Source organism: Rhodanobacter sp. A1T4, from assembly GCF_014207185.1.
Classification (GTDB): domain Bacteria; phylum Pseudomonadota; class Gammaproteobacteria; order Xanthomonadales; family Rhodanobacteraceae; genus Rhodanobacter.
In genome coordinates, this window is the sequence record NZ_JACHCP010000001.1 from 165,539 (window position 1) to 178,034 (window position 12,496).

At 61.0% G+C, this 12,496-nt stretch carries 10 protein-coding genes and 1 pseudogene; 7 read left to right on the top strand and 4 right to left on the bottom strand.

Annotated features, from left to right (window positions below; all coding sequences use genetic code 11):
* Positions 1-141: 141 nt before the first annotated feature.
* From HDE80_RS00865 to HDE80_RS00880, 4 genes are all read left to right on the top strand, one after another.
* Positions 142-1,014: a S1/P1 nuclease gene (locus HDE80_RS00865; RefSeq protein ID WP_184601863.1), complete on the top strand. Its 873-nt coding sequence runs from the start codon at positions 142-144 to the stop codon at positions 1,012-1,014.
* 163 nt (positions 1,015-1,177) lie between these two features.
* Positions 1,178-2,653 (top strand): pyruvate kinase, encoded by a 1,476-nt coding sequence (gene pyk / locus HDE80_RS00870; RefSeq protein WP_184601864.1) that lies wholly within the window; start codon positions 1,178-1,180, stop codon positions 2,651-2,653.
* Positions 2,654-2,757: 104 nt separating this feature from the next.
* On the top strand, positions 2,758-3,198 hold the full coding sequence (locus HDE80_RS00875; RefSeq protein ID WP_184601865.1) for an energy transducer TonB: 441 nt from the start codon (positions 2,758-2,760) through the stop codon (positions 3,196-3,198).
* Positions 3,199-3,354: 156 nt separating this feature from the next.
* Positions 3,355-4,362, top strand: a complete 1,008-nt coding sequence (locus tag HDE80_RS00880; protein ID WP_184666974.1) for a class I fructose-bisphosphate aldolase — start codon at positions 3,355-3,357, stop codon at positions 4,360-4,362.
* A 125-nt stretch (positions 4,363-4,487) separates the two neighbouring features.
* Here the strand turns inward: HDE80_RS00880 and HDE80_RS00885 are convergent, their stop codons facing one another.
* Together HDE80_RS00885 and HDE80_RS00890 are read right to left on the bottom strand one after the other, a co-directional pair.
* Positions 4,488-5,171: an outer membrane beta-barrel protein gene (locus HDE80_RS00885; protein WP_184666976.1), complete on the bottom strand. Its 684-nt coding sequence runs from the start codon at positions 5,169-5,171 to the stop codon at positions 4,488-4,490.
* Positions 5,172-5,501: 330 nt separating this feature from the next.
* Positions 5,502-6,221, bottom strand: coding sequence for a porin family protein (locus tag HDE80_RS00890; protein ID WP_184666978.1), 720 nt, complete (start codon positions 6,219-6,221; stop codon positions 5,502-5,504).
* 339 nt (positions 6,222-6,560) lie between these two features.
* Between HDE80_RS00890 and tkt the strand changes: the two genes are divergently transcribed.
* Positions 6,561-8,555: a transketolase gene (gene tkt, locus HDE80_RS00895; RefSeq protein ID WP_184601869.1), complete on the top strand. Its 1,995-nt coding sequence runs from the start codon at positions 6,561-6,563 to the stop codon at positions 8,553-8,555.
* Positions 8,556-8,603: 48 nt separating this feature from the next.
* The gene (locus tag HDE80_RS00900) at positions 8,604-9,773 is read left to right on the top strand and encodes a DegT/DnrJ/EryC1/StrS family aminotransferase (RefSeq protein ID WP_184666980.1); all 1,170 of its coding nucleotides are present in this window, start codon (positions 8,604-8,606) and stop codon (positions 9,771-9,773) included.
* Between the two features lie 45 nt (positions 9,774-9,818).
* Here HDE80_RS00900 and HDE80_RS00905 read toward each other — a convergent pair.
* Positions 9,819-10,452: pseudogene (locus HDE80_RS00905) on the bottom strand (HAD hydrolase-like protein).
* Entirely contained in the window at positions 10,452-11,633 is a 1,182-nt protein-coding gene (locus tag HDE80_RS00910) for a phosphoglycerate kinase (RefSeq protein WP_184666982.1), read from the bottom strand. Before HDE80_RS00910 ends, HDE80_RS00905 begins: the two are co-directional and overlap by 1 nt.
* Positions 11,634-11,830: 197 nt before the next feature.
* On the opposite strand from HDE80_RS00910, the gene maiA reads away from it, so the two are divergent.
* Positions 11,831-12,496 (top strand): maleylacetoacetate isomerase, encoded by a 666-nt coding sequence (maiA, locus tag HDE80_RS00915; protein ID WP_184601873.1) that lies wholly within the window; start codon positions 11,831-11,833, stop codon positions 12,494-12,496.

The following is a 12,496-nucleotide window of genomic DNA, read 5'->3' on the forward strand; positions in this document are numbered from 1 at the left end:
AATGAACTGTTGATTCTAGCAGGGCATCCAGGCGGGACGGCGGTACACACGCTGGGTGATCGGAAGAACGTGCTGGTCGAGTGCTGTCACAGGGTATGGCAGACTTCCCAACCCTACCTGTTTCTATTGTGGTCGAACTTCATGAATCTGCGTCCGAATCGCCTTGCGGTCATGGTTTGCGCTGGTCTCCTTGGGCTGGCTGCCCCACTGGCGATGTCCTGGGGGCCGGAAGGGCATGCCATCGTGGCCGATATCGCGCAGGCGCATCTGGATCCGGCGGCGGCGACCGAAGTCGCCTCACTGCTCAAGCTGGAGGGATTCGATCGGCTGGACCAGATTTCCTCGTGGGCCGACGGTAATCGCAAGGAGTTTCCCGGCACCGGCAGCTGGCATTACGTCGACATTCCGCTCAAGGCCGATAACTACGACGCGACGCGCGACTGCGTGCAGGGCAACTGCATCGTGGCCAAGCTGGATGAAAACACGCATGTGCTGGCCGACAAGACGGCCACGCCGCAGGCAAGACTACTCGCGCTGAAATGGGTTGTGCATCTGGTTGGCGACATTCATCAGCCCCTGCATGCCGAGGACAATGACGACAAAGGCGGCAACACGGTCCAGGTGCAGTTTTTCGGCAAAGGTACCAATCTGCATTCCATCTGGGATGGCGGCATTATCCGGCAGGCACTCAGCCTTCAACCCGGGCCGCATTACACGTTCGATCACGCCGCTGTGCAGGCGGATGCGATGACGCTGGATGCGGCCATCACGCCGACCCAGCGCGCAGCGTGGGCAACGGAAAACCTGCTACCGCAGATCGTCGACGCCTCGATCGTCTGGGCCGACGAATCGCACAAGCTGGCGCAGGATGTGGCTTATGTCGATATCGACAAGCCCTCAGGCGATGCATGGTCGCAGCGTTACCAGCAGAAGGCGTGGCCGGTGATTCAGACGCGCCTGGAGCAGGGTGGTGTGCGTCTGGCTGAAGTGTTGAACGAGGCGCTGTCGAACTGAGCCGGTGGACAAGGCCAGCGCCTCGGTGCAGTTGTACTCAAGTGTGTCGGCGGTGTACGTGCGGTGATATTTTTTATCATCCGGCTTTATGAAAAGGCGTGGAAGTGGCCAGTTGTGGCGTTGCATCGTGGCAACCCTGCGTCGAAATTGCTAAGTTGTCCGGATGACAAACGAACTCACGCAGACACGTCGTACCAAAATCGTTGCCACCCTGGGGCCCGCTACCGATGCACCCGGCATGCTGGAGCGCATCATTAGCGAGGGGGTGGATGTAGTCCGACTCAACCTCTCGCATGGGCAACCCGATGATCATCGGGCTCGCGCTATTGCCGTGCGCGAAGCGGCAGCGAAAGTGGGACGGGAAGTGGGCATCCTGGCGGATCTTCAGGGCCCGAAAATTCGCATCGAGCGCTTCGCCAATGGCCCGATCGAGCTGCAAACGGGCGCCACCTTTGTGTTGGAGTGCCGGCCCGATGCGGCTCCGGGCAATCTCGACCACGTTGGCGTGAGCTACTACGGTCTGCCACATGACGTGCAAGCGGGCGACGTGCTGTTGCTCGACGATGGCCTGGTCGCGCTGGACGTGATCACCGTGCAGGGTGCGGACATTCATTGCCTCGTGCAGATCGGCGGCAAGCTGTCCGATCGCAAAGGGCTGAACCGTCAGGGCGGTGGGCTTTCGGTGGAGGCGTTGTCGGACAAGGATCGCAACGACATCAAGCTGGCCGCCGAGATCGGCGCGGACTTTCTGGCCGTATCGTTCGTACGCTCTGCCGCGGATATGAATCAGGCTCGCCAGCTGCTGCACGATGCCGGTGGAAACGCCGCGCTGGTGGCGAAAATCGAGCGTGCCGATGCGATTCCGGTGCTGGGCGAGATCATCGACGCGTCCGATGTAGTTATGGTGGCGCGCGGCGATCTGGGTGTTGAAATCGGCGACGCCGAATTGCCCGGTCTGCAGAAAAAAATTATCCGCGAGTCGGTGCAGCGAAACCGTGCGGTGATCACCGCCACGCAGATGCTGCAGTCGATGGTGCGCTCGCCGATTCCCACCCGTGCTGAAGTACTCGACGTCGCCAACGCGGTGATCGACGGCACCGACGCCGTCATGCTGTCGGAAGAAACCGCCGCCGGTGCCCATCCCGACAAGGCGGTGGCGGCCATGCGCCGAATCTGCCTCGGCGCCGAACGTCAGTTCGAACCGAAGGAAGATCTCACTGGGCTTGATCGCAAAATCGACCGTACCGACCAGGCGATCGCGCTGGCGGCCATGCTGCTGGCCAGCGAGTTGGGTGTGCGCGCGATCGTCGCACTGACCGAGTCCGGCGCCACGGCGCAGTGGCTGTCGCGCTACCGCAGCGCGGTGCCGATCTACGCGTTGTCGCCGTTCGACGATGCGCGCCGCCGCATGCTGATGCTGCGCGATGTGCAGCCGGTCAAGTTCAACCACGTCGGCCTGACCAGTGCATCGTCCGCACGCGCCGCCGTGCAGCAGTTGTTCGGCGAGGGCAAGTTGAGTGAGGGTGATCGCGTGGTGCTCACCCATGGTGACCACGTCGGCCAGGGTGGTGGTACCAATACGCTCAAACTGCTTTCGGTCGGCGCAGAAGGGATGGTCGAAAGCCTGCGAGATCTGTGATGACTTGAGGGGTTCCTGATCTTTTCCAGGGTGGTGTGTCGTGCATCGAAGAGACGGCTACACTCTGACCGCACGCTTCCCAGCGCCCCACCGAGGAGATCGCCATGAAATCGATATTTCGCCCGCTAGCTCAGGGTTTGTTGCTGGCTTTGGCTCTTGGGTGCGCCGCGCCCGCGATGGCGCAGTCGCACAGAATCGACCCGCAAAATCTGTTTCATTACTGGATTTTGCTCAACACCAATGTGCAGATGGACGCACCCAACAGCGGCCTGAATCTGGACAAGCCCGGCTGCGTGGCGGTGACTTACACCGTGGGCTCGGGCGGCATTCCGATGAACGTGAAGGTGGCCAAGGTCGTACCGCGCAGCGATCTGGGCCCGGCCGCGGCCAGCGCGGTTTCCAATTTTCGCTACGGCCCGTCGCTGACCAACCACGATGGTGATCCGGTGGATACCTATTACGTCGTGCCGTTCAATTCGCCCGACGACAAGGCACAGCGCCAGACGCTGATGGATGCCTGCAAGCTGCCCGGATACAACCAGTAAGCAAGCCGTCGCCGGGCTAAAAGGCCCGTTGCTGAGCCACCGACACGTCCGTTTCGCCAATCTGGCCTATAATTCACGTCTTGAACCCTGCCGCTTCCACCCCGAAGCGGCTATCTTTTTTGCGGTCACGCATCGCCTTCGCACTACGGAGTCATCATGAGTATTGAAGATCTCGAAAGCATCGCATTGGCGATGGTTGCGCCCGGCAAGGGCATCATCGCCATCGACGAGTCGACCAACACCATTGCCAAGCGGTTCGAGTCCGTAGGCATCGAAAATACCGAAGAAAATCGTCGGGCGTACCGCGAGCTGCTGCTGACTACGCCGGGCCTGTCCGAGCATATTTCCGGCGCGATCCTGTATGACGAGACGATTCGTCAGTCGACCAAGGACGGCGTGCCGTTCACCCAGATCATGAAGAAGGCCGGCATCATTCCGGGTATCAAGGTCGACAAGGGGCCGCAGCCTTTGGCCGGCTTCCCCGGTGATGTGGTCACCGAAGGTCTCGATGGTCTGCGCGAGCGCCTGCAGGAATACGCCAAGCTCGGCGCACAGTTCGCCAAGTGGCGCGCGGTGATCAACATCAGCGAAGACAACCCCAGCTCCACCGCCATCGAAGCCAACTGCCACGTGCTGGCCCGCTACGCTGCGCTGTGCCAGGAAGCGGGCATCGTGCCGATGGTTGAGCCGGAAGTGATCATGGACGGCGACCACAGCATCGAAGTCAGCTACGAGGTGCACGAAGCCGTGCTGCGCAGCCTGTTCAATGCGCTGTACGAGCAGAACGTGATGCTGGAAGGCACCATTCTGAAAGTCAGCATGGTCATTCCAGGCAAGGATTCCGACGAGCAGGTCGACGTCGAGGAAGTGGCCGAGGCTACCGTGCGCGTGCTCAAGACCACCGTGCCGGCCTCGCTGCCGGGCATCGTGTTCCTCTCCGGTGGCCAGACCGACGAGCAGTCCACGGCACACCTCAACGCGATGAACCGCATCGGGCCGCACCCGTGGCCGCTGTCGTTCTCCTACGGTCGTGCCATGCAGCAGGCGGCACTGAAGCTGTGGGCGAAAGACATGAAGGCGAACTACGCCGAAGCCCAGAAGACCGTGCATGCGCGCGCGCGCGACAATGGCCTAGCGGCGCTGGGTCAGTGGAACGCCAAGTAATTCGGTCGTTTATCCTGCTGGTTTCGTAAGCGAGATAAAAAACGGGCGCCTCAGGCGCCCGTTTTTTTTGCTCTTTAGATATCAGGGCGTCATCGAAATCCCTGACGCCCTTTTGCGGGTACTTCTTAGAAACGGTACTCGGCGCTGGCAGTCAGCGTGTTGGTGTCAAGACCGACGCGGGTGCCGGCGAACTGGCCGTTGGTCAGGCTCTGGTCGCGGTTGACGCCGTAGTAGGTGTAGTTGACGCCGACCGACCAATTCCGGTTGATATCCCAGCCCGTACCCACGCCGGCGTAGTAGCCGATGTTGTTGGAGAAGCTGCGACGCACAGGGAACTCGGTATCTTCAGACAGCGTCGAACCATGCGCATCGAACACACCACCGCGCAGGTTGATATACCAGGCTTGGGTGAAGTTCAGACGCATCGCGCCACCGAGGGTTGGGCCTCGCAGGCTCGAGCGCGAGTCACCGATAGTGCCGCCGTTCGCCAGATAGGCGTCATTCGCGCTGGATTTTGCGTCGAACTTGCCAAGGTAGACGTAACCCAGCTCGGCGCCGACCGACATGTCCGGGCTTACGGCCCAGCGGTAGCCACCGGTTAGTGAACCGGCATAGTTGGCCTTGCGATAGGTCTGATTGTCATTGGCGCGGCTGGCGCCAAGGTCGCCATCAACATACCAACCGGAATGCGACTTCCAGCCCGACTGTGTGGTGCTGCTGTCAGTGGTGCTGGCGTCTTGCGCAAAGACTGCAGGGATGGCGAGAACGCCGGCTGTGGCGAGTGCGATAGCAAACAATGTCTTTTTCATCGGGGTGTACTCCTAATTTTTTGGGTCCGTCTGCGATTCCGGGGGTTCGGTTGAACGCAAACGGCGCACCTGCTCTAGGCGGTGCTGGTGCATTAGATGGGAATGCACCTGAAGAGTTTCAATACCGTTAAGTGCAGAATTAAGCCATCGTTAATGTCAAGCTTTTTTAAGGACTTGCAGATGCTTGTCTGGAGGCGCGACAACAGTCTGGAGGCGCTGGATCAGGGAGAACATCAAGTAACGATGTCGCTCTTCGTACAAAACGAGGGATAAAAAACGGGCGCCTGAGGCGCCCGTTTTTCGTTTTGCTGGTGCTGTGAAGAGCGTTGCTTAGAAACGATACTCGGCATCCACCGACACGATACCGGTCGAGCGACGCACTGCGAAGTTCGAGTTTGTCGGGGTGTCATAAATGTTGCCGGCCGACACATGGTAGTAGTCGTACTTCACGCCTACGCCGAAGTGCTGGTTGATATCCCAGCCGGTACCGAGACCACCGTAGAAGCCGCCGCGATCGCCACCATGGAAGAGATCCTGGCTAACGGTGTCGTTATAGGCACCGCCATCGTTATTGGCATGAAAGTAGCCGCCGTGTGCACTGATATACCACTGCGGCAACAAGTTGATGCGACCGTTCGCGCCCAGCTGCCAACCGCGCAACGCGTTTTCCCTGCTGCTCTGGTTGACGGATCCACTGCTGGTCAGATTGCTGAGCTTGTAATTACCCAGATCGGTGTAACCGGCTTCTAGACCCAGACCAAGATCCGGTCCAACTTTCCAGCGGTAACCGCCAAGCACGTTGTAACCAGTGCGGCGACCGTTCTTGTTGCTGAAGAGGCTGCCAGAGCCATTGCTGAAGCCGCTGCCGAAGTCGCTGTTCTTGCTGTAGCCGTCGGTGCGGCCAGCGCTGAGGTCCACAAACCAGTTACCGCTACCGACTGGTTGGCTGGACTGATAGTTGCCGCTGGCAGGGGCCGCATCTTGTGCAAAGACAGGAGCGGCTACTAGACCCGTGGTGACGAGGGCGAGGGCGAGTAATGTCTTTTTCATGGGGAACACCTCTTCTTAAATTCTTATGCTTGGTTTTAGGCAACAACCCGTAGAGCGCCTGGGGATGCGTTCAACGGTCGTGCGCGGGGATCGCACAACATGCATTTAACACTTGGAAGCCTGAAGCCAAGCGATATCCGATTTGGAGAAATTAAGGATGAGTTAATTCGCTGATTTTTTGTTGTCCCGCAGCAATGCCCGTGTGCAGTGAGCGTGATGGCGCCCGTTTGCACCGCTGCTACGACAACGAGGCAGTGCACCGGATCGGATCGGATTGGCGACAGCGATTAGCTGATCGGCGACAATTCATTTTTTGCCGAGCCTTCTGGAGATCTGCTGATGACTACCCGCCGCGAACTTGCCAACGCCGTGCGTGCCCTCGCTATGGACGCCGTCGAGGCTGCCAAGTCCGGCCATCCGGGCATGCCGATGGGTATGGCCGACATCGCCGAGGTGCTGTGGAACGACTTCCTGCAGTTCAATCCGGGTAACCCGAAGTGGGTCAATCGCGATCGCTTCGTGTTGTCCAACGGCCATGGCTCGATGCTGCAGTACGCGCTGCTGCATCTCACAGGTTTCGATTTGCCGATCGAGCAGCTCAAGCGTTTCCGCCAGCTGCACTCCAAGACCGCCGGCCATCCCGAAGCCAACGAAACGCCGGGCGTGGAAACCACTACTGGCCCGCTCGGTCAGGGTCTGGCCAACGCGGTGGGTTTCGCGCTGGCAGAGAAGACGCTCGCAGCACACTTCAACCGCCCCGGCCATGCGGTGGTCGATCATCACACCTACGTTTTCCTCGGCGATGGTTGCCTGATGGAAGGCATCTCACACGAAGCTGCCTCGCTGGCCGGTACCTGGAAGCTCGGCAAGCTGGTGGCGGTCTATGACGACAACGGCATCTCGATCGACGGCGAAGTGCACGGCTGGTTCACTGACGATACGCCGGCCCGCTTCGAATCCTATGGCTGGAACGTGATCCGTCATGTCGACGGCCACGACGCTGCGGCGATCAAGCAGGCGCTGATCCAGGCTACCTCACAGGGCGACAAGCCGACGCTGATCTGCTGCAAGACCATCATCGGTTTCGGCGCGCCGCACAAGCAGGGCAAGGAAGAAAGCCACGGCGCCCCGCTGGGCAAGGACGAGATTGCCGCCGCTCGCGATCAGCTCGACTGGCATCACGCACCGTTTGAAATTCCTGCGGACATTTATGCGGCGTGGAATGCGAAAGAGGTCGGGGCCAAGCGTGAGCAGGACTGGAACAAGATTTTTGACGCTTATGCCACAGATCACCCTGAACTGGCGGTAGAACTGAAGCGCCGCCTCGCAGGGAAATTACCGTCTGACTGGGCCGAAAAATCCCATGCCTATGTGGCGAAGATGCAGAGCGAAGGCCCAGAAGTGGCCTCGCGCAAGGCATCGCAGATGGCGCTGGATGCGTTCGGCCCGCTGCTGCCGGAATTGCTCGGTGGCTCGGCTGACTTGGCTGGCTCCAATCTCACCAAGTGGAAAGGCAGCATCGACATCAGCGAGAAAGACGGCAATTACGTGCATTACGGCGTGCGCGAGTTCGGCATGACGGCGATCGCCAATGGTGTCGCCCTGCATGGCGGCTTCATTCCGTACGATGCCACCTTCCTGGTGTTTTCCGACTACGCGCGCAATGCGGTGCGCATGAGCGCGCTGATTCCGGCGCACAACATCCATGTCTATACGCACGACTCGATCGGCCTTGGCGAGGACGGCCCGACCCATCAGCCAGTCGAGCACATGGCGACCTTGCGCTATATCCCCAACAACCACCTGTGGCGTCCGTGCGACGCGGTGGAGTCGGCGATGTGCTGGAAGCTGGCGATCGAGCGCGCTGGCGCACCGAGTTGCCTGATCTTTTCGCGGCAGACGCTCAAGCACCAGCAGCGCAGCGAGCAGCAGGTCGCCGACATCGCACGGGGCGGTTACGTGTTGTCCGATCCGCTGGATACGAAGTTCAAGGCGATCATCATTGCGACCGGCTCCGAAGTGGAGCTGGCAATGGAGGCGATGCGCACGCTGGCGCAGCAGGGCGTGCCTGTGCGCGTGGTGTCGATGCCATGTGCCGAGGTATTCGACGCACAGCCGCTGGAATACCGCGAGGGCGTGCTGCCCGGGTGGTGCCGTGCGCGTGTCGCGGTGGAGGCCGCCATCGCCGACTACTGGCGCAAATACGTGGGCCTGGATGGCGAAGTGATCGGCATGACCACCTTCGGTGCATCTGCGCCAGCACCGCAGCTGTATGAGTACTTTGGTATCACTACGCCTAACGTGGTTGATGCGGTGAAGCGGGTCGCTGGCTGAGTGAGTGTGTAAAACTAGTCACTCATTGAAATTCGGTTTCTGGTTCGCATGAGCGATTCAACAGAGGAACCTTTCCTGGTCTTCGGCGCGCCGAAGATCGGCGAGGAAGAAATCGCCGAGGTCGAAGCCTGCCTGCGCTCGGGCTGGCTCGGTACCGGTCCGCGCGTTGCGCAGTTGGAGAAGGATTTCGCCGCCTATCGACGCGTGCAAGCCAGCCAGGTCGCTGCGGTCAATTCCTGCACCGCAGCGCTGCACGTGAGCATGGTGGCCGCGTCGCTGGAACCGGGCGCCGAAGTCATCACCACGCCGCTGACGTTCTGCGCCACGGTCAATGCGATCCTGCATGCCGGATTGTCTCCAGTGATGGCCGATGTCGACCCGCGCACGCAGAACATCGATCCGGCGGCGATCGAGGCGGCGATCACGCCGCGTACGCGGGCCATCGTGCCGGTGCATTTCGCCGGGCGGCCGTGCGACATGGACGCGATCATGGCCATTGCCGAGAAGCACAGCCTGGTCGTGATCGAGGATTGTGCGCATGCCATCGAAACCGAATACCACGGCCGGCCGGCCGGCACGTTCGGTGACTTCGGCTGCTTCAGCTTCTACGTCACCAAGAATGTGACCACCGGCGAGGGCGGCATGATTCTGGGGCGCGACGAGGATCGTATTGCACGCGCACGCATTCTCGCCCTGCACGGCATGAGCAAGGATGCGTGGCATCGTTTTGGTGATGCTGGCTACAAGCATTACCAAGTGGTCGAGTGCGGTTTCAAATACAACATGATGGATTTGCAGGCGGCCATCGGCCTGCATCAGCTGGCCAAGGTAGAAACACACTGGCAGCGCCGCCGCGCGATCTGGGCGTTCTATCAGCAGGCGCTGGCCGATCTGCCGCTGGAATTGCCGGCCGAACCCGAGACCGATACGCACCATGGTTTCCACCTGTACACCGTGATGGTCGATGCCGCGCGATGCCGCATCACGCGCGATGGCTTTCTCGATGCGATGAACGCGGCGCGCATCGGCACCGGCGTGCACTATCTGTCGGTACCCGAACACCCGTATTACCAGCAGCGTTTTGGCTGGCGCCCAGAGCAGTGGCCGCATGCGATGCGATTGGGAAGGCAGACAGTAAGCCTGCCGCTGTCACCGGCACTGACCGATGCGGATGTTGAGCGGGTGATCGCAACGGTGCGTCGGATCATTTCGGGCTAAGCCGATAGCAGCGATCTTGGCATGCCCCGTCGTGAGCGCGACGGTTCACGGACGCAGCAGCGCATCCAGTTCGGCTGGCGCTGCCGCAATCGCCGCGGCGCCGGCCAGTTCCAGTTCCTTGCGATTGCCGAAGCCCCACAGTACGCCGATGCCGCGCACGCCGTTGGTCACGGCGCCTTCGATGTCATAGCGGCGATCGCCAACCATCACCGTATCGGCGGGATCGGCGTCAAAGTCTGCCAGCGCGGCGGCGATCATCGAGGCCTTTTCGCTGTGCGCGCTGTTCGGATGCGGGCCATACATGCGTAGAAACGCATCGCCGAACGGCAGATGCGCGATGATCGGCGCGGCGTGCCGCTGCGGCTTGCTGGTGAGCGAGTCGATGACCCGCCGTCAGCAAGCGCTGTATCAGCAGCTCGATACCGGGATAGATGTCGTACTCACGCCAGCCGTCGGGATGAAAGCGCTCGTGGTAATGCTCGACCGCCGCCTCGATACGCATAGGATCGTGATCCAGCAGCGGCGCGAAGCTGGTTCGCAGCGGGGGCCCGATCCACTCGCGCAGTTCCTCCTGCGGTGGCGCCGGCACGTCGAGTTTTGCCAGCGCATGCTTCACGCAGGCGACGATGCCGTGCTCGGAATCGATCAAGGTGCCATCGAGGTCAAACAGGCAGAGCATTACTTGACTGCGCGGGTCTTGAGCGCGGTGACAGCCGGCAATTCCTTGCCTTCCAGGAATTCGAGAAACGCACCGCCGCCGGTGGAGATGTACGACACATCATCGGCAATGCCGTACTTTTCGACGGCTGCCAGGGTATCGCCGCCGCCAGCGATCGAGAATGCTGGCGATGCAGCGATTGCGCGCGCTAGAGTTTCGGTGCCCTTGCCGAAGGCGTCGTACTCGAACACGCCGACAGGACCGTTCCACACCACCGTGCCGGCCTTGGCGATCAGCTCGGCGTAGCGCGCCGCAGTCTCCGGCCCGATATCCAGAATCATCTCGTCTTCCTTCACCTGATGCACCGGCCTGACCGTCGCGGTGGCATTGGCGGAAAACTCCGTTGCGACAACGACATCGACCGGCATCGGCAGATCGACCTTGCGGCGTTTGGCATCGGCGATCACTTTCTTGGCGGCGTCGATCAACGCCGGCTCGTACAGCGAATTGCCGATCGAGTGACCCATGGCCGCGATAAAGGTATTGGCGATGCCGCCGCCGACAATCAACTGGTCAACCTTGCCGATGAGATTTTCGAGCAGGGTCAGCTTGGTCGATACCTTGGAGCCTGCCACGATCGCCAGCAGTGGATGCGCGGGATGTTCCAGTGCCTCACCCAGGGCATCGAGTTCCGCGCACAGCAGCGGACCAGCGGCAGCAATCGGTGCAAACTTGATCACGCCATGCGTGGATGCCTGCGCGCGATGCGCGGTGCCGAACGCGTCCATGACGAAGATGTCGCACAGCGCGGCATAGCGTTTGGCGAGTGTTTCGTCGTCCTTGCCTTCGCCGATATTCATGCGGCAATTTTCCAGCAGCACCACTTCCCCTGCGGCCACTTCAACGCCGTCGAGATAATCCGCCACCAGCCGCACCGGTGCGCCGAGCTTTTTGCTCAGCCATTCGGCAACGGGCGCCAGCGAGGATTCGGCATCGAAACGACCTTCTTTCGGCCGTCCCAGATGCGACAGCACCATCACGCGTGCGCCGGCATCGCGGGCCGCCACGATGGTTGGCAAGGAGCTATCCAGCCGCTGTGTGGAAGTGATGTGGCCGTGGTCGTCGATCGGGACATTCAGATCTTCGCGGATCAGCACGCGCTGGTCGCGCAAATCAAGGTCGCTCATGCGGATGACGGACACGGCGTAACTCCGGTAGCAGTTCGAGAGTGAAAATAGGGAGGGCTGTAGACAGCCGTCAGCCGCCTATTGTCGGCCGCCATCGGAGTCGATGCAAACCGCGTGCCAGGGCATGGCGCCGAAAACGACGCGTGGCAGGCAGGCGTATCCATGCTCCGGCTTGGCTAAACTGCATTTTTGGCATGCAGCAGGTAACGACGATGGGCCTTGTGCTTTACGACTATTGGCGCTCCAGCGCAGCCTATCGTGTGCGCATCGCCCTGAATCTGAAAGGATTGAGCTACGAGTCACGCCAGGTGCACCTGATCCGCGACGGCGGCGAGCAGCACGCCGCGGATTACCAGGCCATCAATCCGCAGCAGTTGGTTCCAGCGCTGCTCGACGGCGAGCGGGTGATCACGCAGTCGCTGGCCATCATGGAATACCTCGACGAAACCCACCCCGAGACGGCGTTGCTACCGGCCGATGCGCGGGGCAGGGCGCGGGTGCGGGCGCTGGCCATGACGGTGGCCAGTGACGCCCATCCGATCGGCAATCTGCGCGTTTTGCAGTATCTCCAGTCGCAGCTCAATGTCGATGAACTGCAGCGGGTTGAGTGGTCACGGCACTGGATCGCCGTGAGCTTCAGCGCGCTGGAAACCATGCTGGCCGGTAATGCAGCCACCGGTCGTTACTGTCACGGTGACGTGCCCGGCATGGCCGACGCCTGTCTGGTGCCGCAGTTCTATAACGCACTGCGCTGGAAGCTGTCGCTGGAAGAGTATCCGACGCTGCAGCGGATCTACGGGGAATGCAACGCGCTGGAAGCGTTTCAGCGGGCGGCGCCGGAAGCCCAGCCGGATGCGCCGGTTGCATCGCCTGCCTAA